Source organism: Thioclava sp. SK-1 (genome assembly GCF_001705665.1).
Lineage (GTDB): Bacteria > Pseudomonadota > Alphaproteobacteria > Rhodobacterales > Rhodobacteraceae > Thioclava.
Genome location: NZ_MDHA01000075.1, coordinates 16,058 through 43,053 on the forward strand (window position 1 = coordinate 16,058; position 26,996 = coordinate 43,053).

Sequence of the window (26,996 nt, forward strand, 5' to 3'; positions counted from 1 at the left end):
ATAGGACCACCACAAACGCCTTGCCCATTGCGAAACGATGCACCATCGCCTAAATCGGGCGCATGACCCTGCGACAGATCCTGATACATCCCGACCCGCGTTTGAAAAAGACCTGCGACCCTGTCGCTGAGGTCACTTCAGACATTCGCAAACTTGCTGATGACATGCTGGCGACGATGTATGACGCGCCCGGCATCGGGCTGGCCGCGCCGCAAATCGGCGTGATGTCGCGTGTCTTCGTGATGGATTGCGTGAAGGATGAAAACGCCGCCGCCGACCCGATGGTGTTTATCAACCCGCAGATCACATGGTCGTCGGAAGACACCAGCGTGTATGAAGAAGGCTGCTTGTCGATCCCAGAGCAATACGCAGAAGTCACGCGCCCAAGCGAAGTCCGCCTGCGGTGGTTGGATTTGGACGGCCAAACCCGCGAAGAGCAATTCGACGGGCTATGGGCTACCTGCGCACAGCATGAATTCGACCACCTGAACGGCAAGCTGTTCATTGACTATTTGGGGCCGATGAAACGCAAGCTGATCACCAGCAAGATGCAAAAGCTGAAACGAGAGCGCGCACGCACTGCCGCGACAAAGGATCCGATCCTGTAATGACCATCCGTCCCTTCATCCCCTTTAGCGACAAACGTCTACGCACCGCCGCAGATCCTGTAAGCGGCGTAACCGAAACCGTCCGCATGATCTGGGATGACATGATCGAAACGATGGATGCGATGCCCGGGGTCGGGCTGGCCGCGCCGCAGATCGGCATCATGATGCGCCTTGCGGTTGTTGACGCCTCGGACAAGCGCGGCGAAGCGATCCGCATGGCTAATCCCGAAATTTTGCACGCCAGCGTGAAGCTGCGCAAACATGACGAGGCCTCGCCAAACCTTCCTGGGGTTTTTGCGGGAATTGAACGCCCACGCGCCGTAACCGTGCGATTTTTGAACGCCGACAATCAGATTGAGGAACAGGATTTTGTGGGGCTTTGGGCAACCTCGGTTCAGCATCAGATCGACCATTTGAATGGCAAGACCTATGTCGATTACCTGACCCCGTTGCGCCGCAAGATGCTGATCCAAAAATCCAAGAAAATGCAGAGGGCCTGATGCGTATCGTTTTCATGGGCACGCCAGATTTTTCTGTCCCGGTGTTAGAGGCTTTGGCCGCGGCCCATGACGTGATCGCGGTCTATTCTCAACCGCCCCGCCCTGCGGGTCGTGGCAAGAAATTGCGCCCCTCTGCCGTGCATGCAAAAGCCGATGAACTGGGCATTCCGGTCCACACACCGCTGAACTTCAAGGACGAAACCGACCGCCACGCCTTCGCCGCCTTGGATGCAGATGTCGCGGTTGTGGTAGCCTATGGTCTGATCTTGCCGCAGGCGATTTTGGATGCGCCGCGCAGCGGCTGCCTAAATATCCACGCGTCGTTATTACCACGCTGGCGGGGGGCTGCGCCAATTCACCGCGCGATTATGGCGGGCGACGCGGAAACCGGCGTATGTATTATGCAGATGGAAGCCGGGCTGGACACCGGCCCCGTATTGGCACGCCAATCAACACCAATTGCGGCACTTGAAACCACTGGACGCCTGCATGACCGCCTGTCACAGATGGGCGCCGCGCTGATCGTCACGACATTGGCGCGCCTATCAGAGCTGACACCGCAGGTACAACCCGACATCGGCGTCACCTATGCCCATAAAATCGACAAAGCCGAAGCACGCGTGGATTGGTCCCTGCCTGCACAGCAAGTATCGCAAAATATCAACGGGTTATCGCCATTTCCCGGTGCATGGTGTGACATCAATGGCGAACGCGTCAAACTGCTGCAAGCAGAACCGCAGCACGCAACCGGGGCGCCGGGCCAGACACTTGCAGGTTTCACCATTGCCTGCGGCACCGATGCAATTTCGGTTTTGCACGCCCAACGCGCGGGAAAAAAACCGCTGCCCGCTGCTGACATTTTACGCAGCCTAACCCTGCCAAAGCGGCTGATTTAACCCTACCGGAGCCACCATGATCGGAATTTTGCTATCATCGCTTAGTTTCGTATCAACGCGTGTCGCGGGGCTTAGCGTGGCGCTGGCAATCTGGCTGCTGACACGTCCGGGCGGCTGGGCCGTTCTGGTGGTTCTGGTGCTGGTATTGGTCAAAATGCTGCCTTCCCCACCGCCCGCGCCCATCGCATTATAATATTAATCTAATTTCAAAGGATTTTCCCTTGCCGTTAAACGATCTTCTGGGTGGAAACTCTGTTCTATTGGCGCTGGCCGCATTTGTGATCCTATGCGTATTTTTGGGTGTGCGCATCGTGCCGCAATCTGAAAAATATGTTGTCGAACGGTTCGGCAGGCTGCATTCGGTTCTGGGGCCGGGGATCAATTTAATCATCCCGTTTTTGGACCGGGTTCCGCACAAAATCTCAATTTTGGAACGGCAGCTGCCAACAACCAGCCAAGATGCAATCACTGCCGATAACGTCTTGGTGCAGGTGGATACCTCGGTCTTTTATCGCATCACAGAACCTGAAAAGACGGTTTACAGGATCCGTGATATCGACGGTGCAATTGCGACGACTGTGGCCGGGATCGTCCGGTCTGAGATCGGGAAAATGGAGCTGGACACGGTACAATCCAACCGCGGCGGGTTGATTGCAACAATCCAGGACAGTTTGGCACAGGTGGTGGATGACTGGGGGATCGAAGTCACCCGCGCCGAGATTTTGGATGTGAACCTGGATGACGCCACCCGTGCCGCGATGTTGCAGCAGCTAAACGCCGAACGTGCGCGCCGTGCTGCCGTGACCGAGGCCGAAGGCAGCAAACGCGCCGTCGAGCTGAACGCAGACGCAGAGCTGTATCAGGCACAAAAGCAGGCCGAAGCCCGCCGCGTGCAAGCCGATGCAGAGGCCTATGCAACCGAAGTCGTCGCGGTAGCGATTTCTAAACACGGGCTGGAGGCCGCGCAGTATCAAGTGGCCCTAAAGCAGGTGGAAGCCATCGCCACAGTCGGCAAATCAGAAGGCAATCAAACGGTTATCCTTCCCGCGTCGGTATTGGATGCGTTTACCGATGCCTTTACATTGCTAAAGGGGAAGTAACGCGATGGTGTTAACATCGATATGGCAAGAGGGGTGGATCTGGGCGCTTCTTGGCATAGGTCTTGCCATAGCGGAACTTTTGCTGCCGGGTTTCTTCCTGTTGGGGTTCGCCATTGGCGCACTGATCGTTGCGGCGTTGACATGGGTCGGCCTATTGGGGGCATCGCTTCCATTGTTAGTGTTGATCTTCGCGGTCACGTCATTGCTGGCATGGGTGGGCTTGCGCAAAGCCTTTCCTAGACGCGCCGGGCAGGTCAAAATCTGGGACCGCGACATAAACGAGGACTGAGCCATGCCAATTCTGCTTATCCTATTTATCGTTCTTTTCATTGGGATTGTGCTGCATAAACGCCGAAAGCCCTGCAAATGGGAACGCACCGGCGGACATGGAGAATTAAAGGAGTTCACCTGCAAATATTGCAATGTCACCGCCTTCAGCACCCAGTATGACGGCCCCCCCGACTGTAAGCGAAACATCAAAGACGCGTCACTTTAAACGCGGAAAATCGCTCAGCGTTTACGCCCGATGGAACGGAAAACCATAAGTAACGTTATGTTCTCAAATCTCATAATGAGAGGAGAACGTTATGTCTGATGGTCCGCGCGAACGCCACGATGGCGGCCTATATTTTATCCTTGGTGCGATTGTCGTCGCATTGGGCGTATTAATCTGGATGGTGATGGGGGAACCGACAGGGACTGCCAGCCCGGATACAAGTTCGGTGTCGATCACCAATCAGGTGGATGCGCCCAGCAATGACGCCGCACCAGAGGAGCCAGCAGAGGTCACTGTCGCGCCTTCGGCAGATGGTGCAAAAACGAACGAAAACTAAGGTCGCTGTTCTGTTGCAGCTTAATAAGACGCCCGTGGGTATTCCCGGGCGTCTTATTATATTGAATGGGTTTACTTCGGCAATTCGGCCAAAATTGCCTCGGTCGCGGCACGTGGATTATCGGCGGTCCAAATCGGGCGGCCGACAACGATGTGATCTGCCCCAGCGGCAATCGCAGAAGCCGGTGTTTCGACGCGCTTTTGATCGCCCAAAGCCGCACCTACCGGGCGCACGCCCGGCGTCACGATCAATTTGCCCGCCGATTGCGGCAATGCCCGGATCAACGCCGCTTCGCGCGGTGAGGCGATCACGCCATCCGCTCCGGCTTCCAATGCACGGCCCGCCCGCTCTGACACAAGATCACCAATGTCACCGTCTTTGATCAACGATGCATCCAGATCCGCGCGGTCGAGCGATGTCAAAATCGTCACTGCGAGAATTTTCAGGTTCGACCCGGAAGCACCTTCTTTGGCCGCGCGCACGACATGGGGATCACCATGCACCGTCAGGAAATCCAAATCAAATTGCGCGATCCCGCGCACAGCATTTTCTACCGTCTTACCGATATCGAAAAATTTCATGTCCAGAAAGATGCGCTTACCTTGCTCTTGCTTAAGTTCATTGGCCAGCGCAAGGCCACCACCTGTCAACATTCCAAGGCCGATCTTATAAAACGACACGCTGTCGCCCAACCGCTCTGCCAAGGCTAAACCGGCGACTGCATTTGGGACATCCATCGCCACGATCAGGCGGTCATCTGCAAGGCTATTGGTCATTTATGAAGGCTCCTATCGGTTGGCCTTCTATCGCGCGCGTGCCCCTTCTGCGTCAAGGTCCAGTTCGCGACTGCCGCCGTGTTTCCGCCCTAGAGCCGGCCAATTCCACGTCGCTGCGCCTCTTGTGTCAAGGCCCGGGTAAGCTGTCGATGGGCGATCCCCTGATCGGCATGAACACGCACCGGGACCCGCAACGGCACGGGCATTCCCGGCGCGAAGAATTCTACAATTGCCTCAAATCGGTGCTTGGCAGCATTGTAAAACAGACGTGCGATATGGATGGCCGTAGCATGGTTCATCACGAGGTCCTCACTGATCGATTTCCGTATTGTGCGGCCAAATGCTTGCGAAACCCTTTCACATTTTGCTGAATGCTACGGGTTATCGCCCTGCCCGGCCCACGCCACGATTCCACGCACAAAAAACAAGCACCACGCCATTTCACCCCTTGAAGCCGGCTCGTCCTAACACCATTTTCTTTCCAAGACCCGGAACCACACGTGCCATTATGGGCGTAAATCGACCGGGGGCTTTATCAAAAGGAGAGATGCCGATGGACATGGAAAAGTTCACGGAGCGGTCGCGCGGCTTCTTGCAGGCGGCCCAAACCATTGCGATGCGGGAAAGCCACCAGCGTGTGGTGCCCGAGCATTTGCTAAAAGCACTCATGGATGACGACCAAGGCCTTGCAGCCAACTTGATCAACCGCGCCGGCGGAGATGCAACCCGCGTCGTCGAAGCCGTTGATTTGGTTGTAAAGAAACAGGCCAAAGTCTCGGGGGGATCGGATCAGGTCTATGTAGATCAATCGCTTGTCCGTGTGTTGGATGAGGCCGAGAAGCTGGCCAAAAAAGCCGGCGATAGTTTCGTGCCTGTTGAACGTATTTTAATGGCATTGGCGATGGTCAACACCCGCGCCAAAGATGCATTGGGTGCCGGCGCCGTGACGGCGCAAAAGCTGAACACCGCGATCAATGACCTGCGCAAAGGGCGCACGGCAGACAGTGCGTCAGCCGAAGATGGCTATGAAGCGCTTAAAAAATACGCACGCGACCTGACAGAGGCCGCCGATGCGGGCAAAATTGACCCCATCATCGGCCGTGACGACGAAATTCGCCGTACGATGCAGGTTTTGTCACGCCGGACCAAAAACAACCCTGTTTTGATTGGTGAGCCCGGCGTCGGGAAAACGGCAATTGCCGAAGGGCTGGCGCTGCGGATTATCAGCGGTGACGTTCCCGAGTCCCTGCGCGACAAAAAGCTGCTTGCGCTGGATATGGGCGCATTGATTGCAGGCGCGAAATATCGCGGCGAATTTGAAGAGCGGCTGAAATCCATCTTGAAGGAAATCGAAGCCGCCGCCGGTGAAATCGTTTTGTTCATCGATGAGATGCACACCCTTGTGGGCGCCGGAAAATCCGACGGTGCGATGGATGCAGCCAATCTGATCAAACCGGCTTTGGCACGAGGCGAGCTGCATTGCATCGGCGCCACCACATTGGACGAATATCGCAAGTATGTTGAAAAAGATGCGGCTTTGGCCCGGCGCTTCCAACCCGTTCTGGTGGAAGAGCCAACGGTTGAAGACACCGTATCGATCCTGCGCGGCATCAAAGAAAAATATGAGATGCACCACGGTGTGCGGATCTCGGATTCGGCCTTGGTTGCGGCAGCAACATTGTCCCATCGCTATATCACCGACCGTTTTTTACCCGATAAGGCGATCGATCTTGTGGATGAGGCCGCTTCGCGCCTGCGGATGGAGGTCGACAGCAAGCCAGAAGAATTGGACGCGTTGGACCGGCAGATCCTGCAGCTGCAAATTGAAGCAGAGGCGTTGAAGAAAGAGGATGATGTCGCGTCGAAAGATCGTCTTGAACGGTTGGAAAAAGAGCTTGCCGATCTGCAAGAACATTCCGCCGAGATGACGGCCAAATGGCAGGCAGAGCGCGACAAGCTGGAATCTGGCCGTGTGATCAAGGAACAGCTGGATCAAGCCCGGCTGGAGCTGGATCACGCCAAGCGGATCGGGAACTTCGCCAAGGCAGGGGAGCTGCAATACGGCCGCATCCCGGATCTGGAAAAGCAGCTTCATGAGGCAGAAAACGCCGAGGATGTGATGGTAGAAGAAGCCGTCCGTCCCGAACAGATTGCCGAGGTCGTAGAACGCTGGACGGGCATTCCGATGTCCAAGATGCTGGAAGGTGAGCGTGAAAAGCTGCTCAAAATGGAAGATGAGCTGCACAAACGCGTCATCGGACAGCACTCCGCGATCAAGGCGGTGTCCAATGCAGTGCGCCGCGCGCGGGCCGGTCTGAATGATGAAAACCGGCCGCTGGGTTCGTTCCTGTTCCTGGGGCCGACCGGCGTCGGCAAGACCGAGCTAACCAAGGCTGTGGCCGATTACCTGTTCGATGATGATCAGGCGATGGTGCGGGTTGATATGTCGGAATTCATGGAGAAACATTCTGTGGCCCGGCTGATCGGCGCACCTCCGGGCTATGTCGGCTATGATGAGGGTGGTGTCCTGACCGAGGCGGTGCGGCGACGCCCCTATCAGGTTGTGCTGTTTGACGAGGTCGAGAAGGCCCACCCTGATGTGTTCAACGTGCTCCTTCAGGTGCTTGACGATGGTGTTTTGACCGATGGTCAAGGCCGCACCGTGGACTTTAAGCAAACGCTGATCATTCTGACCTCTAACCTTGGGTCGCAAGCGCTGTCGGTCATTCCTGATGGAACCGACCCTTCGCAAGCCAAAGCACAGGTGATGGATGCGGTGCGATCACATTTCCGCCCCGAATTCCTGAACCGTCTGGACGAGATGGTGATCTTTGATCGCCTTACACGCGACAATATGGATGGTATTGTATCCGTGCAGCTTGCACGGCTGGAGAAACGCTTGGCCGGTCGCAAGATCCATTTGGATCTGGATGCTTCTGCGCGGGTCTGGCTGGCGGATAAGGGCTATGACCCGGTCTATGGTGCCCGGCCTTTGAAACGCGTCATTCAGCGCCATTTGCAAGATCCGCTGGCGGAGGCGATTTTAGCAGGTGACGTTCTAGACGGCGCATCCATTCCCGTCACGGCAGGGCCGGATGGATTGATTGTGGGCGATCATGTCACTGCCGTGCATAATGACCCGGTTCAACCCATCGCATTGCACTAACATACCAAAGGGGGCGGGATTTTCCCGCCCCTTCGCCATTTTAGCTTCCGACATGATACCAAAAACCGTGGCAGATTAGCCGCGCCGTGTGGGGGTAAAGAAATCCATTACCGACCCATCGCCGGGACGCAGCTGCGACCAATCTTCAATCTGGAAATCCACGATCAATGTCGCGCAGGTAACATAGCGGCGAAAATCGGCAGAGACCGGCGGAATGGCTGGCAACATTGCAGCAAATTCCGCAATCCCCGGATTATGCCCGATCATCATCACCGACTGTGCCGATGCGGTTTTCAACGCGTTTAACATAACGTCAGGGGATGCGTGATACAGATCATCCAGATATCTGACTTCAGGCCGGGTGGCGATGACCGCCCCCTTGATTTGCTCCCAGGTTTCTTGTGTGCGCGCAGCGGTAGAGCACAGCACCTCTTCGGGTTCTAACCCGCGTGATGCCAGAAAATCACCCAATTCGCGCGCCGCATGACGACCCCGGTGGTTCAATGGACGCGCCGCGTCTTCAACCGTCGGATCATCCCAACTGGATTTCGCGTGGCGGGTCAAAATCAGGCGGCGGTGGCCGGAAGGCGTGGTCATCATGCAGTCCTGTTTGGTGGGAATGGAATGACTGTGCCAAGAGGGGCTGCGCAGGGCAAGCCCCCTTGGCGTTAATCAGTAACCGATTCGTGAAAGGGCGACGCAAAGACAGCCGATCGCCCCCCCCGACACATCTATCCGCGCTGAGCGAACTTACGAATGTGGCCGCACGCGTGGCGCGGTGGACCGGATCATAGAGCCAGCCCCATGTTCGGTGAACAGCTCCAGCAAACAGGCATTGGGCACCCGTCCATCCAAGATCACCACAGCGCGCACGCCTTCACCAACCGCCTTCAACGCGGTTTCCACCTTTGGAATCATCCCGCCAGCAATAGTGCCATCTTCGATCATCGCATGCACATCTTCGGGCGTCATCTGGGTGACAACGTTGCCCTCTTTATTCTTTACGCCTGCAACATCAGTCAACAGCAGCAGGCGATCGGCCTGCAACGCCCCGGCAATTGCGCCTGCGGCGGTATCGCCGTTCACGTTGAAGGTCTCATTATCGGCCATTCCTGTGGCCACAGGTGCAACCACCGGCACGATCCCCGCATTATACAGATCGCGGATCACCTGCACGTTCATCTCAACGGGGCGGCCAACAAAGCCAAGCTCTGGATCGTCGGCCTCGCAGACCATCAGATCATCATCCTTGCCCGAGATCCCTACGGCACGCCCGCCTTGATCGTTGATCGCCTGAACAATCCGCTTATTGACCAGACCTGACAGGACCATCTCAACCACTTCAACTGTGGCCTTATCCGTCACGCGTTTGCCACGCACCCATTCGGACACAATGCCCAGCTTCTTGAGCGTTTCGTTGATCATCGGGCCACCGCCGTGAACCACAACGGGGTTCAGCCCCACTTGGCGCATCAACACGATGTCACGGGCGAAATCCGCCATTTGATCATCATCGCCCATAGCGTTTCCGCCAAATTTGACAACGACAACCGCGCCGGAATAGCGCTGGAGGTAGGGAAGCGCCTCGGACAGTGTCCGGGCGGCGGCAGGCCAGTCCTGGTTCATCTTCTGCGGTCTCATCTTCGATCCTCGGGAAATCAAATGCCAGTATTAAGCGTTCTTGTGCCAAGAGTGAAGGGGCAGCCCATTGCAGATCCTGAGCAGCCCGCTAAGGTTTGGCCGAACAAGATATGAAAGGCATCCGCTATGGACGACCGCAAGGTAATTCTTTTGACCGGGGCAAGCCGTGGGATTGGGCATGCAACGGTAAAGCGGTTCGATGCCGAAGGATGGCGGGTATTGACCTGTTCGCGCCAGGCCTTTGACCCGCGCTGCCCCTGGGGCGGAGAAGAGGACCACATCCAACTGGATCTGGCAGATCCAAGCCAAACGATGGAAGCGATCCAAGATATTCGTGACCGCCTGGACGGCAAGCTGCATGCATTGGTCAATAATGCCGGGATCTCGCCCAAAGCCGAAGATGGTGGCCGCCTGTCGACATTGGACACGGATCTACGCACCTGGGGACAAGTGTTCCATGTGAACTTTTTTGCCTCGATCGTCTTGGCGCGCGGGCTGCAAGCCGAACTGAAGGAGACAAAAGGATCGGTGGTGAATGTGACCTCGATCGTGGGATCACGCGTGCATCCCTTCGCCGGCGCAGCCTATGCCACATCCAAGGCCGCATTGAAGGCGCTGACCCGGGAAATGGCACATGATTTCGGCCCGATGGGCGTGCGAGTCAATGCGATTGCACCCGGCGAGATTGAAACATCGATCCTGTCACCGGGCACCGAAAAAATTGTCGAGAAACTACCGATGCGCCGATTGGGACAACCCTCAGAGGTGGCCGACCTGATCTGGTATCTGTGCAACGCCGGATCGACCTATATCACCGGTACCGAAATCGAGGTAAACGGCGGCCAGCACGTCTAATCGAGTTTGGGCGGATCGGTTGGCCCGCCCAAACCATCTGATGTTATTCCAGTCCGCTGATAATCGCGCGCAGCGTCGGAATCCCGATCCCTTTTTCAGACGATGTCATCACGATCTCAGGATAGGCCGCCGGATGAGTCTTCAGCGCGGTTTGCACCTGTGCGACGACCTTCTCCTGTTCGGCCTTACTGATCTTGTCGATCTTCGTCAGCACCACCTGAAATGTCACCGCAGAACGGTCCAGCAGCGTCAAAATCTCTTCATCGACCGCTTTCACCCCATGGCGCGCATCGACCAAAACAAAGACCCTGCGTAACGTGGCCCGCCCGGCAAGGTAGCTTTTCAACAGCTCTTGCCATTTTTTCACAACCGGCACCGGGGCTTGCGCGAAACCATAACCGGGAAGATCGACCAAGAACGGCCCATCCTGTGTGGTGAAATAGTTGATCTCTTGCGTCCGGCCCGGTGTATTGGACGCCCGCGCAAGGTTCTTGCGATTGGTCAACGCATTGATCAGCGATGATTTCCCAACATTCGACCGCCCAGCAAAGCATACTTCCAGCCGGTCTGGCTCGGGCAGGCCCGACATGGCCACCACGCCTTTCAAAAACTCCACAGGGGCCGCAAATAACAGCCGTCCGCGTTCTGCGCTACGCTGGTCGGGCTCTGGGGCAAGGGTGAATTGCAGTTCCATTACATGATCTCCACTTGGTCGTTGCGGGTGATCTGGCCAGCCCGGATTACGGTGCAAAATACGCCAAGGTCGGTGTGACCATATAGGCCGTTCAATGTTTTCAGCATATCGATGTCGCGACGCCCTGTCTGCGGATCCGCGTCGGTCGCGCGGCAGCGCCCAATACGTTTTTCCGGCCGCAAAATCGCCTGCCCGATACGAATATCGCGGCCGATCAGATCAAATTCGGCAAAGGCCTCCCAGCCCGACACCCAAAGATTCGCCCGGAAACGATCACGGTCCAACGCCATGCCGGCCCTATCCGACACATCCTGTAAAGACCCCTCCCCAATTAGGGACAGATACTCTGTCTCTTGATCCGCAAGCGGCTGCGCTGCGGCGCGCACCACCCCGGTTGGCTGCGGCAATGTTTCGGGCCAAAGCGCGCGAAGCCAATCCAGCAATCGCAGCTGATCCGCGCCGTGATCAGGGTCGACAATAAGATCGTTGTGATCTGGGTGCGTTAGCCGCCAAGTCCCGTCTTTTTGCTGCGCGGCTTTCACCTGCATCAGCGCAGGTCCAGACCGCCCGATGACATAGTTGATCTTTGCGCCCCATTGCCCGGCGACAGTTTTGGTCTTGGCATGGGTCACAGCCCAAACCCGGTCAAAGGGCAAAGCGCGCCCCTCACTGAGGGACGCGCTTTCGATCTGCTCCACACCGATCGACTTGATCGGGTGGCGCAGGATCCGGTCAAGCCGGGCGATCATTTCTTTTTCTCGGCCGGCTTCTTACGTTTAAAGCTGGCTTTGATATTGCCGAACAGATCCGGGCGTTTTCCGTGCATCGACATGATCGTATATTGCTGCAGGAATGTGATCGTGTTGTTCGCAATCCAGTACAGCACCAGACCCGATGCGAAGCTGCCCAACATAAACATGAAGATCCACGGCATGAAGGCAAAGATCTGCGCCTGTGTCGGATCGGTCGGTGCCGGGTTCAGCTTTTGCTGGAACCACATCGACACACCCAACAAAATCGGCAGCACACCAAGCGACAGCATGAAGAGCATTGAACCAGGTTCAGGCACAGCATTTGGCAACAGGCCAAACAGGTTCAAGATTGAGGTCGGATCCGGCGCTGACAGATCGTGAATCCACCCCACCCAGGGCGCGTGATACAGTTCGATCGTAACGTAAATCACCTTATACAACGAGAAGAAGATTGGGATCTGCAGCAAGATAGGAAGACACCCTGCCGCCGGATTGACCTTATTCTTCTTATACAGCTCCATCATACCTTGCTGAAGCTTCTGGCGGTCATCGCCAGCACGCTCTTTCATCGCCTCCATCTCAGGCTGCAATTCCTTCATCTTCGCCATCGAGATGTAGGATTTTCGGGCCAGCGGGAAAACGACTGTCTTGATAATCACCGTCAACGCGATGATCGCCCAACCCATGTTGCCGATCACAGCATGCAGCCAGTGCAGCAGGCGGAACATTGGTTTGGTCAGGAAATAGAACCAGCCCCAGTCGATACTGTCGACGAATTTAGCGATCCCCAGATCGTCTTGATAATGGCGAATGGCTTCCCATTCTTTCGCCCCGGCAAACAAACGCGTGTCGACCGATGCGCTGGACCCGGGGGCGATATCCATGACGGGCATACGCGTTTCGGTCTGATAGATATTCGACGTCTCACCGGAATATTTCACAACAGAGGTAAACGGACCCGCCAGCGGCGCAAGTGTGGTCATCCAATATTTATCGGTGAACCCTGTCCAACCGCTGTCTTGAACCGACACGATATCGGCCTGACCTTCGCTTGGCGTCGTGTCCATATCAGGGATGTTTTTGTATTTGATTTCCTGCAACTTGCCGTCGGACATCCGCACCGCACCTTCGTGCAACACATAGACGCGGCGCGTCTCGGGGATGCCATGGCGCGCAATAATACCATAAGGCGCCAGGCGCACGGCCGCATCGGTGGTGTTCTCAACCGATTGGCGGATGGTGAACAGATATTGATCATCTACCGAAATTTCGCGGTGAAAGATCAGGCCTGCCCCATTATCCCATGTCAAGGTAACGGGCGTATCGGGCGTCAAAGCCGCATCCGAAGGCGCGCTCCAGATTGTGTTCGGTCCGGGCACCTGATCGGCGGAATATCCGCCTGCGGGAAGCCAACCATAGACCACGTAATAGGGTGCTGCCGAATTCAAGTCCGTGCCACCAATCGGGGCCAGCAGCCGCACCAAGGGAGAATCTTCGGCCAGCGTTTCCTTATATTGTTTCAACGACAAATCATCTAGGCGACCGCCCATCAAGGAGATGGACCCAACCACGTCCGGTGTCTCAACCGCGATACGGGGTGTGTCCGCGATCTGGTTTTGCGTTGCAGCCTCTGTTGAAAGCGCATCACCCGTTGCCGTGGCAAGCGCCTGTGGCGTCGGAGCGATAGAGGGTGCCGTAGGCGAGGCCACCACATCTGCAACGGTCTCACCTTCCGGCGGGTTTGTCACCTGCTCGGGGGGAAAGAACACCGTCCATACAATCATCACGATGGCGGAAAGCACGATCGCAAGGATGAGGTTCTTGTTCTGGTTCTTGTCTTCCATTGGGAAAAGTTCCGTCTGCAGATCCGGGATTGTGGCTGGTTCAACAGAAGGGGGGGGCAAAGGTCAAGCGAATTTGCCATATTTGATTGGCACAAGGCTCAGTTCGGGCAAGTTAATGGACCGAATGTCGCGCCACACCTGCATTTGGCCCATGATCACGCCCCGCGTTTGGTGTCGATCTGGGGTGTTTTCGCCAAGCGTGCCTGATGGCGCTTTAACCATTCATGGGTTTCATCCAGCGGCATGGGCGCCGAAATTGCCCGACCTTGCACATGATTACAGCCCAGCTGCGCCAACATAGAATGTTCGCCGATGGTTGTGACCCCCTCCGCAAGGGTGGCTACACCCATACCCTCTGCCAATGAGATGATCGCTGCGACCAATTGTTGTTTTTCGGGGTTCCGATCAACTTGAGTGACAAAGCTGCGGTGGATTCGCAACCGCTGTGCATTCGCGGTTTTGATTGAACTGACCGAGGCGGGGCCATTCCCAAAACCCGCCAATTCCACATGACAGCCCAACTTGCGGCACGATGCCAAGTTATGCGCGACGATGTCTTCTTTCAGCTGACCTATCACGTTTTGCTGCAAAATCAGCCGGATAAGGCTTGGATCAAGATCGAACCGGTCCAGCTCCCATTGCAAACGTTCGGCCATCTTGGGGTTTGCCATCAGCTCATCATTCACAGGGATGGACACAGGCCCACAGATCTCGCCTTTGCGTTGCCATGTCCGTAGCGCACTGAAAATTTGATACATCATCACTTCGTAGAAGCGTTTGCGCATTCCGGCAGCCGCTACGGCGGGCAAAATATCTTCTTCCGTCAGGATCCCACGATCGCGGTGGAGCCAGCGCGGTACGGCCTGCATACCTGTAACCTGCCCCGTATCCGTTGACAACTGTGGCTGAAAATACGCGACGATATCGCCATTTTCCAACCCCTCCCCCGCATCCGTAGATAACGAGGACCGGATTTCCGCTGTGCGGCGGATCTCAGGAGAGAAAGCGCGAATGGCCGAGGGACCGTTGCGCGCGGCTTCTTCGGCTGCGGTTTCCGCCGCCGAAATCATCTTATCGCCCGTTGCATTGGGGCAACGCTTCAACAGGCAAAAGCCAGCATATGTGGTAATGCTCAACTCGCGCCCGGCAATCGACAAAGGCTCTTCGGTGGCGGATTGCAGCCGAACCGACAGCTGGATCATGCTTTCTAAATCAGGATGTGGCGTGGGTTTAAGCATAACGGCAAAGCGCGCCCCCTCTAATCGGGCGACCATATCACTGTCACGCAGGGCGCCCGCCAGCCGCTCGGACGTTCGGCGCATTATCTCATCGAACTCTGCCCCGGGAAGCTGACGCTCTAACCGTGTCGCATCATCGATCCCGACAACCAGACAGGCGGTGGAGCGCACGCTGCGCGCAGCCTCCTCGATCATGTCCTGCATCAATCCCGCGCCTTCCTCGCGCAGTGGCAAACCTGTGGCATGATCGGTTTCACGGCCAGGCTGATCAAGGGCGGGCAGGATAGGGCGGGTCATATAGGCAACGATCAAGGCCGTTATGCCCAGTAGGATCATGGCCTCGACCCCGACCCACAGCCAAGCCAATGTTATCGCTGGAACAAAGGCGATCATTTCCCGCCGACACAGGATAGGCCCGCTCGTAGGCAGACGTTTTTGCATTCCAGATTTAAACATTCACCAACCTCAAAACCCGACGGCGCCCAAAGGGCATCATTTCAGGTCGACATTAGGTGGTGTTTCTCAGCAATCCGTTAATCTGTGCTACGCAAAACCGGGGGCGTTTCGTTAAAATTCGAACTATCCTGCGGGGCTGAGCGCATAAGCCCAGCAAAATCAAACAACCCGCTGTCCAGCAAATGCGATGGCCGCGCATTCATCAACGACCGGAACATCACCTGCCGACGGCCCGGTGCGTTCTTTTCCCAACCGTCCAGGATCTGCTTAACCTGCTGCCGCTGCAGTCCATCTTGCGACCCACACAGATCACAAGGGATGATCGGGTATTGCATGGCATTGGCGAATTTTTCGCAATCTGTTTCGGCTACGAAGGCAAGCGGGCGATAAACGAACAGATCCCCTTCTTCATTCACCAGCTTGGGCGGCATCGTCGCCAGACGCCCGCCGTGGAACAGGTTCATAAAGAATGTTTCCAAGATGTCATCGCGATGATGGCCCAAAACCACCGCTGAGCAACCTTCTTCACGCGCGATTCGATACAGATTGCCACGGCGCAGACGCGAACACAGGGCGCAATAGGTGCGCCCTGCAGGGACCTTATCCATGACCACCGAATACGTATCCTGATATTCGATCCGGTGCGGCACGCCCATCTTTTCCAAAAATTCCGGCAATACCGTGGCTGGAAAATTGGGCTGTCCCTGATCCAGATTGCAGGCCAAAATCTCAACCGGTAAAAGGCCGCGCCATTTTAGCTCATGCAGAACCGCAAGCAGCGTGTAGCTGTCCTTGCCGCCCGACAAGCAAACCAGCCATCGCGCGCCACGCTCGACCATTCCAAATTGTTCAATCGCTTCACGCGCCTGGCGGACCACCCGTTTTCGCAGCTTCTTAAATTCTGTCGAAGAAGGGGCGCCATCAAAAAGCGGATGGATCGGATTTTGTTCATCGTCAAGCATCGTGCTTCTCCGTGGTGCGTGCAGTATGTGCAGCGTCATATTCAGGGTCCACGCCGGGAACCGGGTGATATCCGTGCCCACCCCAAGGGTGGCAATGTGCCACGCGTTTTAGCGCAAGCCAACCGCCCTTTAACGCACCGTGCCGGGCCAAAGCCTCCAGCGCATATGCGGAACAGGTGGGCTGAAACCGGCAGCCGTGGCCAACCCAAGGGCTGAGCAACAGCCGATAGGCACGCACTGGCAGAGCCAATACATGCGCCAAAGGCGTCACTTCCGCGGCCCCGTGGATTTGCGTTTCGGCGCCCGAGGTTTGGGCGCACGATAATTGTCCGACTGAATGGACATCAGCGCGATCCGCAGATCATCCGTCATTTGCGCGAAATTGCGATTCGCCGTGGCATCCGCCCGCCCCACCAGGACAAAATCCCACCCTGCCCGCGCGTTCATCGGGAAAACAGCCCGCGCCAAAGCACGCAACCGGCGCTTCGCACGATTGCGCTGCACTGCATTTCCTACTTTTTTAGAGCAGGTAAAGCCAATCCGTACCAAATGGGCTGGCACTGTATCCGTGACACGCTTACGCGCTTGCAGCAAAAAACCAGGCGTTCCCTGACGGCGCGCCTGTGCGGCCAACAGAAAATCCGAACGATTGCGCAGGATTGCCACCTGCGCAGCAGTTTCGCTGGCATCACATGCAGAAACCGCCGGGATGCTACCCGTATCCTGATCCAGTGGATCACTCACGGACGCCTCCGGCGGTGTCATAGCTTGAACCAAGCCCTAAACTACGGCTTATGCCGAAAGGGACTTGCGGCCTTTTGCACGGCGCGCGTTCAGCACGCGGCGGCCACCTTTGGTTGCCATGCGGGCACGGAAACCATGACGACGGGCACGAACGAGGTTCGACGGCTGGAAGGTGCGTTTCATCGCTTCACTCCAAAAATCTGATACGGTTGGGCAACACGGAGCCAGTAAGGATTCGGCTGCCGCACATATTTGAAGCCCGGTCTTTAGTGGCGGTGCGCCCTTGTGTCAATTCGTTTCCCGCCGCTTTTATCGTTATATCGCAAGATTGATACGCAAACCCGCTTGGTTGCAATACAGGCGGCACAGTCATATCCCCCCAATGGGCGATGTTTCGCCAAAAATACCAGCTGGCTATTTAATCCTGCGGCGCAAATGCTATCTGGATGACATCCCCGTGACTGGCAATCCCCAACGGGCATGAGAAGAGACATGACGATCAACACACTTTCAGGCCGTTTTCTTGTATTGACGACACTCTTTGTCGTCTTGGCAGAAGTATTGATCGTCCTTCCCGGCATCGCAGGCTTTCGTGAAAACTACCTCTTAACCCGTTTGGAGCGCGCGCAGATCGCATCCTTGGCGCTTTTGGCCTCGGACCAGACGATCGAGCCAGACCTTGAAACAGAACTCTTACAAAATGCCGGCGTCTATAACGTTGTCCTGCGCCGCGATGCCGTGCGCCAGCTTGTACTCTCATCCCCGATCCCAGAGCCGATTGCAGCAACATATGACATCCGCGACGCGACCTTGGCGACGCGCATCCGTGATGCGCTGGCACTGTTGGTGGATCCGGGCAACCATGTGATTCGTGTCGTCGGTGATCCGGTGCAAAAAGGCGGTCAGGTAATTGAGGTCACGATGGATACCGCTCCCATGCGACATGAAATGATGGAAGCCGGGTTGCAAATGCTAACATTATCCGCCGCCATTTCGGCCGTGACGGCGCTGCTGCTCTTCGCTTTGGTGAAACGCCTGATGGTTACACCGATCCAACGGGTCGTCGCACATATGGCCTCTTATGCGCAGGCGCCCGAAGATGCCCGCCGCATCATCGAACCCCGCGCCCGCATCCAAGAACTGCGCGTGGCAGAAGAGGCGCTGGCAGAGATGCAAACCGAGCTGACCTCCGCCCTGCGCCAAAAAGAGCGCCTGGCGCAGCTGGGCCAGGCGGTCGCCAAGATCAGCCATGACCTGCGCAATATTCTGACCACGGCACAATTGTTTGCGGACCGCATGGAAAGCTCGGACGATCCGATGGTCAAACGCGCCGCGCCAAAACTGATGAACTCCATTGGCCGCGCCGTGAACCTATGCGAGACCACACTCGCCTTCGGAAAGGCCGAAGAACCCCCCCCCACGATGTCGCGTTTCATGCTGGGCAAGCTGGTGGCTGAAGTCACCGATAGCGAGCAGCCACCGGCCGAGGCCGCGAATATCGATTTTGTCATCGATATCGCACCCAATCTGACAATCCGCGGCGATCACGAACAGCTATATCGGGTGATTTCCAATCTGGTACGTAATGCACGTCAGGCGTTGGAAGCAACCGGGGCCCCCGGCACCATCGAAATCGGCGCCGGAGAAGAGGCTGAAGGATGGTGGGTGCGCGTGCAAGACACCGGACCGGGCCTGCCAACAAAAACCAAAGATCACCTTTTCCAACCCTTCACCGGCGGCACCCGCAAGGGCGGCACCGGCTTAGGACTGGCAATTTCGGCAGAGTTGGTCCGCGGACATGGCGGCCGCCTTGAACTTGTCCGCAGCGATGAGAACGGTACGCAATTCATGATTCATCTGCCGCAGGATCTTTCAATCCGTCCGACGAATTTGCCCGCCGAATTAATGACTTCGAACTAATTTCTAAAAAAATGAATTTTAGGGTTGCGCCCATGAGCGCCCCCCATTAGAAGCCCCCTCAACGGACCCGTAGCTCAGCTGGATAGAGCACTTGACTACGAATCAAGGGGTCGGGCGTTCGAATCGCTCCGGGTCCGCCACTTGCCAAATGTAAGACGTCAGACGAAATTGGCTTTTACGTCACAAACTGACCCAATCACCGCGAACCGGATGATTGTGGGTGAGCCGCGAGTATCCGGTTCGCCCCCCTTAAGTGATGCTTCGCTATGCCTTTCAGACAACGATGCACGGTGAGCCGACATTCGCCGCGCTTTTCACGAACGGCAGCAGTGCGCAGCAAATCACCATTTGCAAAGTCTTGGTTTTGGCCTGTTGGGCGGCGGTCCCACGCTGCACAAGCGACAAGAGGAACCGCCATTCGCCGCGCCTGCAGCTATCCAATACCGTCCATCGTCCGCTGAGCGGACAGAACTGCCGTTCGCTGCAGGTGTGTAATCTATGCGAAACCTGCGACAGCTCTTGATGGACAGGTGGGGGTTCCAAGGCCTTCCAAGCAAATCCGCAGGATTTGTCGGTTCGGTTTGTGCAAGCTTGATAGGGCAACGCAATGACCGAAAGTGAACTCATGCCCAAACCTGCCACCCACCAAAGCTATCTTGATCGCTTGAACCGCGTTGATGATCATATCCACGCTCATCTCGAAGGTGATCTTTCGTTGGAGAGTTTGGCCGAGGTGGCATGCCTGTCGCCATATCATTGGAGCCGAATTTACGCCGCGATGCGTGGGGAAACTGTTGCCGCGAGAATCCGTCGGTTAAGGCTACAGCGAGCAGCGGATCGTCTGGCTAACACCGATATTGCAATGGACAAAATTTCGATGTTGGCGGGATACGGCTCGACGGATACGTTTGGGCGCGCCTTTCGTGATGTGCTCGGAGACACCCCCGCGCAGTTCAGAGCAGCCGGGAAGCATGCCGCCTTCAAGAAAGCTGTCAGCACATGTGATGCGCAAAGCTTCCCGGTGTCAGTCGTTACATTGCCCGAACAACGCTGCGCAAGCATCGACCATGTCGGCTCTTATATGCAGATAGATCATGCGATCGGAAGATTGTTTGCCGAGCTTGCGAAACAAGGCGGCTTGCCCGAGACCCCGTCAATGATCGGCGTTTTCTTCGACGACCCGGACGCGGGCGAGGAATCTGAGCTTCGGTCAAGGGCCTGTATGCCTATCGGCAACGATATCGCAATTGGCGAGCCTCTGGGAGAGACAACACTGAAAGGTGGGCACTATGCTCAGCTAAACTACACCGGCCCCTATGCCGCCATGCGTCATGCCTACCGGTGGCTTCTTGGCACATGGCTCCCCGCTTCTGGGTATGAACCCGGCGATGCGCCGATTTTCGAAGCATATCTCAATGACCCGAGCCAGGTTCCCCAGAATGAATTGCGCACTGATATCCATCTTCCGTTGCATGTCCTGAAATGAACATGCCCGACATGCCGCACACTGTGGCGCAAGCGTTTGCGAAGGTTCCTGAGCCCGCAAGGGCACGCCTCCTTCGCATACGATGCATGATTTTCGAGAAATCGGAAGGAATGGAAACAATTGGGCCGATTGCCGAGACCCTCAAATGGGGAGAGCCCGCCTATCTGACGCAAGTCACCAAGAGCGGCACGACAATTCGACTGGGTCAATCAAGATCAGCACCGAAGGATGCCGCCATCTTCTTCAACTGCCAGACATCACTCGTAGAAGAGTTTCGCATGCAGTTTGCAAATATATTTCGGTTTGAAAAAGACCGTGCTGTCATTATTCCCCATGAGCGGCTCCTGCCTGAAAACGCAGTGAGTTTCTGTCTTCGCAGGGCGTTGAACTACCACAGAAGCAAGCGTCGTGAGCAACGGACCAACGGATAATAGACACACGTAAAAAAGCTGCGGGGGTATTTGTGACCCGACTGGGAAAGCCATGCCACCGCACGAACCTGGATCCAAGCGGCGGCAACGGGGCCGCGCCTGGGGATGCCACGACGCTGCACATGCAATTTGTCGCGCAGGCGCATCCGTCAATATGGGCTCATTCCCGACGCGCGGCGTTGCGGCGGGCTGCGAGATCACCACAGCGGGGCCGCTCGACACGAACGGCCCTAACCGGTCGTCGCCGAGCCGATCCGCCGTTTCACCAAAGCGGCCATTCATGCAGCCTGCAGCATTTTGAACGGTCCGAGGTCGGCAGTGCGGACGGAGCCGCCGTCCGCTGCGGTTGCGCCAATGTCGGCTTTGCAGGGCGATGACCGAACCTCGAAGGGATGATGGTCAACTGACCGCAGAAAAGGTGACAACAGGGCGTGTACACCCGGCACGCAGGGTCAACCATTTTGTCAACGACTCTCAAACTGGCGAAGTAAGTCGGAAACGGCAGCAAGTTCATTACCCGTTACAAAGGTCTGACCTATACCATCCTCCAGCTCTCTGAGAATGTAGTAATCATTTTCTCGAGTGATTTTGCCGTTCTTGAGAACTTTTTTGACCGTCTTCGCAACTAAGCCTGCCTCAGAATGGAACTCAAAACCTACTTCGTTTTGAAAATCACTCAGGAATTTTCGGATTTCAGTTGACACCGCCTCGCCGCCAGTATTCGCCATAATGCAAAAATCAGAATAGGCGTGCGAATACCACTCGCGTACGAACTGAAGAATTTGGCCGTATCGGCCGCCTGCATCGTCGAAATACTTAAGGAAGGCCGTGCTTGGCTCAACAATCTCGTTTAGGTCTTCTTGGCGCACTTCTCCGTTTGCGGATTTGATGTCAGCAATCCGCCAAGCGCGATAGAACTCTAACCCCTTCAAAAGCCGAAGCAACTCGCCCCTAGCCGCATCTCGTTTTGCGTTATCGGTCATTTCTGTGCTCTTTGACTGGTCCGGGTTGGTATAACATAGCTGCCCTTGGCGCGTCGCGCAGCATCAGTGATTTTGGGCTCAAACCGGCCATGTGGCATTGCCGCATAATCCTAGCGGGATTTAGCGGCACTCTTAACGGGATTCATGTGGCAACGAGCTGAGAATATGCAGCGCGGCCCGCGTATCGGGCTGTCGCGCCGCCGCAAGTCCTGTGTGGATGGCTCCTGCATAGCAAGCGGGAAATGACTTTAATTCACCCATTCAGAAGCGGTCGTGTGTCCGGCCTGTTTGCGCGGCGTTTCGACCGCTGGCCCTGATGACTTCCGCGTACCGGGTCCCTCTCGGGTTTGCGGGCGATGATGCCCCGGACTTGCGGCGGGGTCTCCCGGTTTTACGGCTGTGGGTGTCTCCATCATCTCTTCGGTCTTGCTATTCTATATGCGGGGCTTGCCGCATCAGGCATGTCTTGGCGTCCAGGTCTCCCCCCGTGTAAGGACGGCCCAGATGATCCTGGCGGTCTTGTTGGCCATGGCTATAGTTGCCAGTCGGAACGGCTTTCTCTCCAGCAGTTGTCTCAACCACGGGTCCCCCTTGTCAGGTCGGACCTTCACCTGGATGGCGCGGGAAGTCATGCCGGCCACGAGGAGTTTTCGAAGATACTGATCCCCCATCTTCGTGATACTGCCCAGCCTTTCCTTGCCTCCGCTGGAATTGTTCCTTGGTGTCAGTCCCAGCCATGCGGCAAATTCACGTCCATTGCGGAACTGACGACCGCTGCCGATGGTCGCGACGATCGCCGAGGCTGTAACCGGTCCGACGCCGGGAATGGTCCGCAGCAGCTTCATCCGAGGGTCGGCCCGCGCCACGACCTGCAACCGAAGATCATGCCAACGCACGAGACAGTCGGTCGACAGGAGCTGCCGACAAAGAACGCGAATAACGTCTTGCCCGATCTCGGGAATATCCGGGACAGCTCCTTCCAAGACGCCCCTCGCAAAGCCGGTCGCCTTGTCGAGACCTTGCGGCAGGACGACCCCGAATTCCGCCAGAAGTCCGCGGAGCATGTTCACCAGCTGCGTCCTCTGCCGCACGACAAGCTCACGCGTTCGGTGCAGGCTCAGCATGGCCTGCTGCTCTACGGATTTGACCTGAACGAATCGCATGGTCGGGCGGGTAACGGCTTCGCAGATCGCTTCTGCATCGACAGCATCCGACTTGCCCCGTTTCACGTAGGGTTTGACGTAGATCGGTGGGATCAGCCGCACCTCGTGACCGAGCCTAGACAGTTCCCGAGCCCAGTAGTGACTCGCCGAACAGGCTTCCATGCCGATCAGGCAAGGGGCCAGGCGCTCGAAAAAGGCAAGCAGCTGAGCCCGGCGCAGCGGCTTGTTGAAGACGACATGGCCTTCATCGGTGATCCCATGAACCTGAAAGACATTCTTGGCTAAATCCAGGCCGACTGTTGTAACCTTCATGCGGATGGCTCCTTTTGCAGCAGACGATGACATCTACAGTATGGCGCATTGCGACGCCGGGAGCAGGAGCCATCCACTCCATCAGGTTTGAGCCCAACTTTGCCGAGTGCGGCGCTATCAATGAAGGTCCGGTTAACTCAGAGTTTCGTGTCAAAATGATGCATCACCATATTGAATCCTTCCTCAGGTGAAGGAGCGACGAAGTGTTTTGAAATCTGCCGAAATTGCTCTTCTGTTGCCGCAAATGGATGATCACCTTGCGCATTGCGGGCACGAAGACGTGCGATACAGACTTCGTCAGGGACATCTAAAACGTGAAGTTTGTGGGCAGCCTTTGTCTGTTCTAAGATGCCCCGCATCCAATCACGCGACGCAACCGTGTTTGCTTGGAAGTCCAAAACGACCGAATTTCCCTCATTTAACAATGAGACGACGTGTGGTCCCACGACCTTGCGAAACTTTGACATGCACCGCATGTAGTCCGAAATCGACGACATTTCTTCAGAATAGAGACCATTTAGCCACTCATCTTCAGCAATCACAATAGTCCCTGCCGTGCGACTAAGTTGGGCAGTCAGAGTGGATTTTCCAGAAGCAATTTTTCCGCACAACAAATGCAGAGTTGGTGTTGTCGAGGGCATATGAATAACTTTGTTCAGCGCGGCGCGCGCGGTTGACGTTCAAATAAGAGTTTACCCGGCCCGTTTTTTCAGACCGGGAAGGTAATGCGATTTTGGCCCTGACGACCAAAGTTATGAACGAAGGTTTTCATACATCATTAGTGACACGTGGGGTTCTTAATGTCTATTGGTGAAGCAGACCTTGGCGCAACCGCAGCGAATGCACCGTTTGTCCGCGTAGCTGCCCCTTCGGGCTGTGCCTGCCCCGGACAAAACCAGTGACGAAAAAGGGCACTTTGGTTGCCGCTGCGCCCTGGCTCGGTTTGCCCGCCGCTAGAGGGCAAACACCTTATCTGCACCCGCCGCGCGGGTGCGCCGCTTCACGAAAACCTAAAGGTCGGGTATGATCCCAAACTTACCGTACTGTTGCGATGTAGCGAATGGCGGCCTAGTGGCTGCGGGCTCTATCCCTCGGTCGCCATTTTCACGAGTTTCCCGATAGTATTGACGTTCCGCACGGTGCCTTCTGACATCACCGGCAAACGTAGCTTTGTTCGACCCATCCCTGACGGAAAATGAATATAGACTTCACGTGTTCCCAGCACGATTTCTTCGTCAGCTTGACCTTTGGCAGCCCGAATAGAGTCAGGCGGAGGAGTGTCGTCTAGGAATAGGATACCAACCTTGCTCGGCTCCGATTTTGGGAAGGGGTTCGCATCTAACACGTCCCGCATTTCCCCGGCTGTTCGAAGCACAACGCCCACGGCCTTACCTGCATAATCTTCAAGGCTCTTTTCGAGCGCCGCCTTCGCTCCGACTGCATCATCAGACGAAAAGACAAGGTTGCCAGATTGAATATAGGTTCGCACGTTTGACAACCCGACCTGTTCCGCCATTGAACGAAGGTCGGCCATTGCCAGCTTGCCGGTGCCGCCGACGTTTACGGCGCGAAGTAGTGCTATGTGCGTAGCCATCTGAGCATCATACCTTCCCGTTGCCGGTTAGGAAAGCTGCCGTTCGATCTGCTCAGGTCAACGGCAGCTCCGTCCCGCAATGCGGACCTTCCTAGAAAATCAGATCGGCACAAAGTTGTGGCGTGCGCGGCAATCTTATTGAGATCGGGCGCGTAATCGCATGAGACTTGCGTGCCCAAAGGGTTGGAATTTTGCACGCGCTACCCTATCGACGTGTTCGGCCCATTGTGTTGAAAAACTCGGGCGGCTTCAACACGGCACGGAATTCCAGAACGCCTGTTCTAACGTGGGGCTAAGATGCCGCGCCAGCGAGGAAGATCTGACCTCCATCAGAACGAAATTCTCGTCGGAGCCTTGTGGTTGCGCGGCGAGGGGGTTTTTTCAACACAATCGGCCCTGAACGGACGTTCGAGCCATGCGCAGCGGATGACCGGTCTCAGTTTACGACATCTAAGATCGGGTCTTGGCCTACGGCTCTCGCAAAGAGTTAACTATCCGAAGCTGACGCGAGACTAGTGCTCGCTCAGTCCAATGCGAAAGCGCCAACAGACGCCTTGCCCCTCACTCCGCCTCCCAGTGTGGTCGTCATTGTGTTTTCAAATGCCGTAACAACTTTGTTGGGCGTATCTGCCGACCTATGTTCGAAGAGTAGCGCGTCGTGCATCGGAAGGACTATGGTAACGTCGTCCAATTTGCCGACCTCCAGCAGCGCCCTTTTGAAGATAAGGGAAGCCGTCCCCTGAACGACTTGGCTCACAGCAGATCGCTGTTCTTTAGCGGTCAGTGAACCGTCGCGCTTGCGTAAATAGTGGTTGCCAAGCAATGTCTCCACACGGCCATTGGTTTGGAAATCGCCCCATACAGACCTCTTCCAGTTCTCATACTGCACGAATAGTCCGAACGCATTCTTGGCCCGAAGCCGATCTACGCCAAGCGAAACTGCTGCATCGATCAAGGCCTTCTTACTCATCCCGTAGGCGTAGGACAGAAAGAGCTGCTTAGCAGCCTTTCTGTTCCCCAAAAGCCCAAGGTGCGTGGTGGCGAACAGGTCATACATATCACCTGCGGCGTAGAGCTTCATCAGTTCGCAATCCTTTGAGAGCGCGGCCATTATCCCGACCTCAAACTGATCGAAATCCACGTAGCTCAACTCAGCACCCTCGCGAGCGCCAATGATGCCGCGATATTTTTTTGAAATATTCTGCAGACTGGGGCTGCGCAAATGGATGCGCGAGGTGCGGGAGCCAAATACATCCAATACTGGCCGCATGATTGTGGTCGACAGGGTTAGCGAACCCAACACCCGCCGTGCGGTGTCCGCCGCCTGCAGGGCTATGGTGTCGCTCCCGAAGTCCCGTTGGTGCGGCACGTACTCAAGAAGATACTCGATCGAAACACCGTCCGGCTCAAACCCATCCGCACGCAGTTTTACCTCCAGCGCCGATCTGCTCGGAGTTTCCAACGGCATATCGTGTTTCGCAGAGTAATTCTTGAGGCACGTGAAGTAATCATGCTCTGCCTCGGCGCGCATCTCCGACAATCGCCTCTTGTCGACCATGATACCAACGGCCATTGCGCTTTGAAGTAACCGATAGGCCGGCACTTCGACTGTAAGGAAACGTTCTGCTTCGCCTGTAAGCTTCGCACGGTCAAGCAGGGCAAGATACATTTTCGTAAGCGCTGCTGCGGCTTTGGACGCAACACCCGCCTCGAACGGTAGGCCCTTATTGAACATCCGCTTGTAAGCAGCGCATACCTCCTGCTCGGCACCGTACTGTTCGAGAACAGCGGTTACGTCGTGCTTCTCGCGAGCCAAACGGTCTTCAGGGTTTCCACTGGTGGATATCCTGAATTCGTCGAGATCAATGATCGTATTGGGCAGCGTCTTCGTCGCATCGAACAATGCATCACGTATCATCCAGAAATCATGGCAGACTACGGCGCCGGCAAACCTGACAACGTCTTGGGCGTTTGTTTCGAGCAGCCGTCCCTCGTCAAACCAGTAGAAGCAGTCTGCGCCCCGCCCGGTAAAGTCCTTCATG

29 protein-coding genes and 1 tRNA gene are annotated in these 26,996 nt (G+C 56.2%); 13 read left to right on the plus strand and 17 right to left on the minus strand.

Features of this window, described 5'->3' with window-relative positions:
- Window positions 1-62: 62 nt before the first annotated feature.
- The 7 genes from def (BFP70_RS17850) to BFP70_RS17880 all read left to right on the plus strand — a co-directional run bounded on the left by def (BFP70_RS17850) (window position 63) and on the right by BFP70_RS17880 (window position 3,937).
- A complete protein-coding gene (gene def / locus BFP70_RS17850; RefSeq protein ID WP_066013057.1) occupies window positions 63-608 on the plus strand; it encodes a peptide deformylase in 546 nt (181 codons plus the stop codon).
- A complete protein-coding gene (gene def / locus BFP70_RS17855) occupies window positions 608-1,108 on the plus strand; it encodes a peptide deformylase (protein WP_066013059.1) in 501 nt (166 codons plus the stop codon). Before def (BFP70_RS17850) ends, def (BFP70_RS17855) begins: the two co-directional genes overlap by 1 nt.
- Window positions 1,108-2,004 carry a methionyl-tRNA formyltransferase gene (fmt, locus tag BFP70_RS17860; protein ID WP_066013061.1) on the plus strand — a complete coding sequence of 299 codons (897 nt, stop codon included), beginning with the start codon at window positions 1,108-1,110 and terminating at the stop codon, window positions 2,002-2,004. The genes def (BFP70_RS17855) and fmt overlap by 1 nt, the downstream gene beginning before the upstream one ends.
- Window positions 2,005-2,020: 16 nt before the next feature.
- The gene (locus BFP70_RS21135; protein ID WP_176715601.1) at window positions 2,021-2,197 is read left to right on the plus strand and encodes a hypothetical protein; all 177 of its coding nucleotides are present in this window, start codon (window positions 2,021-2,023) and stop codon (window positions 2,195-2,197) included.
- A 28-nt stretch (window positions 2,198-2,225) separates the two neighbouring features.
- Window positions 2,226-3,104, plus strand: coding sequence for an SPFH domain-containing protein (locus tag BFP70_RS17865; protein WP_066013062.1), 879 nt, complete (start codon window positions 2,226-2,228; stop codon window positions 3,102-3,104).
- Window positions 3,105-3,108: 4 nt separating this feature from the next.
- On the plus strand, window positions 3,109-3,393 hold the full coding sequence (locus BFP70_RS17870) for an NfeD family protein (RefSeq protein ID WP_066013064.1): 285 nt from the start codon (window positions 3,109-3,111) through the stop codon (window positions 3,391-3,393).
- A gap of 298 nt (window positions 3,394-3,691) precedes the next feature.
- Window positions 3,692-3,937 carry a hypothetical protein gene (locus BFP70_RS17880; RefSeq protein ID WP_066013069.1) on the plus strand — a complete coding sequence of 82 codons (246 nt, stop codon included), beginning with the start codon at window positions 3,692-3,694 and terminating at the stop codon, window positions 3,935-3,937.
- Between the two features lie 71 nt (window positions 3,938-4,008).
- Here the strand turns inward: BFP70_RS17880 and pyrF are convergent, their stop codons facing one another.
- Together pyrF and BFP70_RS17890 are read right to left on the minus strand one after the other, a co-directional pair.
- Entirely contained in the window at window positions 4,009-4,713 is a 705-nt protein-coding gene (pyrF, locus tag BFP70_RS17885; protein ID WP_066013071.1) for an orotidine-5'-phosphate decarboxylase, read from the minus strand.
- Between the two features lie 89 nt (window positions 4,714-4,802).
- Window positions 4,803-5,012: a hypothetical protein gene (locus BFP70_RS17890; RefSeq protein WP_066013072.1), complete on the minus strand. Its 210-nt coding sequence runs from the start codon at window positions 5,010-5,012 to the stop codon at window positions 4,803-4,805.
- A gap of 254 nt (window positions 5,013-5,266) precedes the next feature.
- Between BFP70_RS17890 and clpB the strand changes: the two genes are divergently transcribed.
- Entirely contained in the window at window positions 5,267-7,879 is a 2,613-nt protein-coding gene (clpB, locus tag BFP70_RS17895; RefSeq protein ID WP_066013074.1) for an ATP-dependent chaperone ClpB, read from the plus strand.
- A 75-nt stretch (window positions 7,880-7,954) separates the two neighbouring features.
- On the opposite strand, the gene BFP70_RS17900 is transcribed toward clpB, so the two are convergent.
- Both BFP70_RS17900 and argB read right to left on the minus strand, forming a co-directional pair.
- Window positions 7,955-8,476, minus strand: a complete 522-nt coding sequence (locus BFP70_RS17900) for a histidine phosphatase family protein (protein ID WP_066013076.1) — start codon at window positions 8,474-8,476, stop codon at window positions 7,955-7,957.
- 153 nt (window positions 8,477-8,629) lie between these two features.
- The gene (gene argB / locus BFP70_RS17905) at window positions 8,630-9,520 is read right to left on the minus strand and encodes an acetylglutamate kinase (protein ID WP_066013079.1); all 891 of its coding nucleotides are present in this window, start codon (window positions 9,518-9,520) and stop codon (window positions 8,630-8,632) included.
- 126 nt (window positions 9,521-9,646) lie between these two features.
- Here argB and BFP70_RS17910 point away from each other — a divergent pair, with 126 nt between their 5' ends.
- The gene (locus BFP70_RS17910) at window positions 9,647-10,375 is read left to right on the plus strand and encodes an SDR family NAD(P)-dependent oxidoreductase (RefSeq protein ID WP_066013081.1); all 729 of its coding nucleotides are present in this window, start codon (window positions 9,647-9,649) and stop codon (window positions 10,373-10,375) included.
- 43 nt (window positions 10,376-10,418) lie between these two features.
- Here BFP70_RS17910 and yihA read toward each other — a convergent pair whose 3' ends face one another.
- The 8 genes from yihA to rpmH all read right to left on the minus strand — a co-directional run bounded on the left by yihA (window position 10,419) and on the right by rpmH (window position 17,248).
- Entirely contained in the window at window positions 10,419-11,069 is a 651-nt protein-coding gene (gene yihA, locus BFP70_RS17915) for a ribosome biogenesis GTP-binding protein YihA/YsxC (RefSeq protein WP_066013083.1), read from the minus strand.
- Entirely contained in the window at window positions 11,069-11,818 is a 750-nt protein-coding gene (locus tag BFP70_RS17920) for an MOSC domain-containing protein (RefSeq protein ID WP_066013086.1), read from the minus strand. Before BFP70_RS17920 ends, yihA begins: the two co-directional genes overlap by 1 nt.
- Window positions 11,815-13,665, minus strand: coding sequence for a membrane protein insertase YidC (gene yidC, locus BFP70_RS17925; protein ID WP_066013088.1), 1,851 nt, complete (start codon window positions 13,663-13,665; stop codon window positions 11,815-11,817). The genes BFP70_RS17920 and yidC overlap by 4 nt, the downstream gene beginning before the upstream one ends.
- Before the next feature lie 155 nt (window positions 13,666-13,820).
- Window positions 13,821-15,296, minus strand: a complete 1,476-nt coding sequence (locus BFP70_RS17930) for a GGDEF domain-containing protein (RefSeq protein WP_176715602.1) — start codon at window positions 15,294-15,296, stop codon at window positions 13,821-13,823.
- A 140-nt stretch (window positions 15,297-15,436) separates the two neighbouring features.
- A complete protein-coding gene (ttcA, locus tag BFP70_RS17935) occupies window positions 15,437-16,321 on the minus strand; it encodes a tRNA 2-thiocytidine(32) synthetase TtcA (protein WP_066013089.1) in 885 nt (294 codons plus the stop codon).
- Entirely contained in the window at window positions 16,314-16,592 is a 279-nt protein-coding gene (gene yidD, locus BFP70_RS17940) for a membrane protein insertion efficiency factor YidD (RefSeq protein ID WP_066013094.1), read from the minus strand. Before yidD ends, ttcA begins: the two co-directional genes overlap by 8 nt.
- Entirely contained in the window at window positions 16,589-17,086 is a 498-nt protein-coding gene (gene rnpA, locus BFP70_RS17945; RefSeq protein WP_066013095.1) for a ribonuclease P protein component, read from the minus strand. The genes yidD and rnpA overlap by 4 nt, the downstream gene beginning before the upstream one ends.
- Before the next feature lie 27 nt (window positions 17,087-17,113).
- Window positions 17,114-17,248, minus strand: coding sequence for a 50S ribosomal protein L34 (rpmH, locus tag BFP70_RS17950; protein ID WP_066013101.1), 135 nt, complete (start codon window positions 17,246-17,248; stop codon window positions 17,114-17,116).
- Between the two features lie 309 nt (window positions 17,249-17,557).
- Here rpmH and BFP70_RS17955 point away from each other — a divergent pair, with 309 nt between their 5' ends.
- The 4 genes from BFP70_RS17955 (at window position 17,558) to BFP70_RS17970 (ending at window position 20,902) form a co-directional block, all read left to right on the plus strand.
- A complete protein-coding gene (locus tag BFP70_RS17955; RefSeq protein ID WP_141693260.1) occupies window positions 17,558-18,985 on the plus strand; it encodes a HAMP domain-containing sensor histidine kinase in 1,428 nt (475 codons plus the stop codon).
- A gap of 63 nt (window positions 18,986-19,048) precedes the next feature.
- Window positions 19,049-19,125, plus strand: a tRNA-Arg gene (locus BFP70_RS17960).
- A 524-nt stretch (window positions 19,126-19,649) separates the two neighbouring features.
- A complete protein-coding gene (locus BFP70_RS17965) occupies window positions 19,650-20,471 on the plus strand; it encodes a GyrI-like domain-containing protein (protein ID WP_218059694.1) in 822 nt (273 codons plus the stop codon).
- Window positions 20,468-20,902 (plus strand): hypothetical protein, encoded by a 435-nt coding sequence (locus tag BFP70_RS17970; protein WP_066013107.1) that lies wholly within the window; start codon window positions 20,468-20,470, stop codon window positions 20,900-20,902. Before BFP70_RS17965 ends, BFP70_RS17970 begins: the two co-directional genes overlap by 4 nt.
- 464 nt (window positions 20,903-21,366) lie before the next feature.
- Here BFP70_RS17970 and BFP70_RS17975 read toward each other — a convergent pair whose 3' ends face one another.
- From BFP70_RS17975 to BFP70_RS17995, 5 genes are all read right to left on the minus strand, one after another.
- Complete coding sequence (locus tag BFP70_RS17975) at window positions 21,367-21,885, minus strand: hypothetical protein (protein ID WP_066013109.1); 519 nt, start codon at window positions 21,883-21,885, stop codon at window positions 21,367-21,369.
- A 455-nt stretch (window positions 21,886-22,340) separates the two neighbouring features.
- Window positions 22,341-23,360, minus strand: a complete 1,020-nt coding sequence (locus BFP70_RS17980) for an IS110 family transposase (protein WP_066013112.1) — start codon at window positions 23,358-23,360, stop codon at window positions 22,341-22,343.
- A gap of 137 nt (window positions 23,361-23,497) precedes the next feature.
- Window positions 23,498-24,001 (minus strand): ATP-binding protein, encoded by a 504-nt coding sequence (locus tag BFP70_RS17985; protein ID WP_066013115.1) that lies wholly within the window; start codon window positions 23,999-24,001, stop codon window positions 23,498-23,500.
- A gap of 443 nt (window positions 24,002-24,444) precedes the next feature.
- Window positions 24,445-24,954 (minus strand): DUF1697 domain-containing protein, encoded by a 510-nt coding sequence (locus BFP70_RS17990; RefSeq protein ID WP_066013119.1) that lies wholly within the window; start codon window positions 24,952-24,954, stop codon window positions 24,445-24,447.
- 523 nt (window positions 24,955-25,477) lie between these two features.
- Window positions 25,478-26,995: a DNA polymerase gene (locus BFP70_RS17995; RefSeq protein WP_255356774.1), complete on the minus strand. Its 1,518-nt coding sequence runs from the start codon at window positions 26,993-26,995 to the stop codon at window positions 25,478-25,480.
- Between the last annotated feature and the right edge of the window lies 1 nt (window position 26,996).

Excerpts from the sequence above, each read along its gene's own strand:
- def (WP_066013057.1), top strand. The coding sequence starts at position 63 with ATGACCCTGCGACAGATCCTGATACATCCCGACCCGCGTTTGAAAAAG.
- def (WP_066013059.1), top strand. The coding sequence starts at position 608 with ATGACCATCCGTCCCTTCATCCCCTTTAGCGACAAACGTCTACGCACC.
- fmt (WP_066013061.1), top strand. The coding sequence starts at position 1,108 with ATGCGTATCGTTTTCATGGGCACGCCAGATTTTTCTGTCCCGGTGTTA.
- BFP70_RS21135 (WP_176715601.1), top strand. The coding sequence starts at position 2,021 with ATGATCGGAATTTTGCTATCATCGCTTAGTTTCGTATCAACGCGTGTC.
- BFP70_RS17870 (WP_066013064.1), top strand. The coding sequence starts at position 3,109 with ATGGTGTTAACATCGATATGGCAAGAGGGGTGGATCTGGGCGCTTCTT.
- BFP70_RS17880 (WP_066013069.1), top strand. The coding sequence starts at position 3,692 with ATGTCTGATGGTCCGCGCGAACGCCACGATGGCGGCCTATATTTTATC.
- pyrF (WP_066013071.1), bottom strand. The coding sequence starts at position 4,713 with ATGACCAATAGCCTTGCAGATGACCGCCTGATCGTGGCGATGGATGTC.
- BFP70_RS17890 (WP_066013072.1), bottom strand. The coding sequence starts at position 5,012 with ATGAACCATGCTACGGCCATCCATATCGCACGTCTGTTTTACAATGCT.
- clpB (WP_066013074.1), top strand. The coding sequence starts at position 5,267 with ATGGACATGGAAAAGTTCACGGAGCGGTCGCGCGGCTTCTTGCAGGCG.
- BFP70_RS17900 (WP_066013076.1), bottom strand. The coding sequence starts at position 8,476 with ATGACCACGCCTTCCGGCCACCGCCGCCTGATTTTGACCCGCCACGCG.
- argB (WP_066013079.1), bottom strand. The coding sequence starts at position 9,520 with ATGAGACCGCAGAAGATGAACCAGGACTGGCCTGCCGCCGCCCGGACA.
- BFP70_RS17910 (WP_066013081.1), top strand. The coding sequence starts at position 9,647 with ATGGACGACCGCAAGGTAATTCTTTTGACCGGGGCAAGCCGTGGGATT.
- yihA (WP_066013083.1), bottom strand. The coding sequence starts at position 11,069 with ATGGAACTGCAATTCACCCTTGCCCCAGAGCCCGACCAGCGTAGCGCA.
- BFP70_RS17920 (WP_066013086.1), bottom strand. The coding sequence starts at position 11,818 with ATGATCGCCCGGCTTGACCGGATCCTGCGCCACCCGATCAAGTCGATC.
- yidC (WP_066013088.1), bottom strand. The coding sequence starts at position 13,665 with ATGGAAGACAAGAACCAGAACAAGAACCTCATCCTTGCGATCGTGCTT.
- BFP70_RS17930 (WP_176715602.1), bottom strand. The coding sequence starts at position 15,296 with ATGATCGCCTTTGTTCCAGCGATAACATTGGCTTGGCTGTGGGTCGGG.
- ttcA (WP_066013089.1), bottom strand. The coding sequence starts at position 16,321 with ATGCTTGACGATGAACAAAATCCGATCCATCCGCTTTTTGATGGCGCC.
- rnpA (WP_066013095.1), bottom strand. The coding sequence starts at position 17,086 with ATGACACCGCCGGAGGCGTCCGTGAGTGATCCACTGGATCAGGATACG.
- rpmH (WP_066013101.1), bottom strand. The coding sequence starts at position 17,248 with ATGAAACGCACCTTCCAGCCGTCGAACCTCGTTCGTGCCCGTCGTCAT.
- BFP70_RS17955 (WP_141693260.1), top strand. The coding sequence starts at position 17,558 with ATGACGATCAACACACTTTCAGGCCGTTTTCTTGTATTGACGACACTC.
- BFP70_RS17970 (WP_066013107.1), top strand. The coding sequence starts at position 20,468 with ATGAACATGCCCGACATGCCGCACACTGTGGCGCAAGCGTTTGCGAAG.
- BFP70_RS17975 (WP_066013109.1), bottom strand. The coding sequence starts at position 21,885 with ATGACCGATAACGCAAAACGAGATGCGGCTAGGGGCGAGTTGCTTCGG.
- BFP70_RS17980 (WP_066013112.1), bottom strand. The coding sequence starts at position 23,360 with ATGAAGGTTACAACAGTCGGCCTGGATTTAGCCAAGAATGTCTTTCAG.
- BFP70_RS17985 (WP_066013115.1), bottom strand. The coding sequence starts at position 24,001 with ATGCCCTCGACAACACCAACTCTGCATTTGTTGTGCGGAAAAATTGCT.
- BFP70_RS17990 (WP_066013119.1), bottom strand. The coding sequence starts at position 24,954 with ATGGCTACGCACATAGCACTACTTCGCGCCGTAAACGTCGGCGGCACC.
- BFP70_RS17995 (WP_255356774.1), bottom strand. The coding sequence starts at position 26,995 with ATGAAGGACTTTACCGGGCGGGGCGCAGACTGCTTCTACTGGTTTGAC.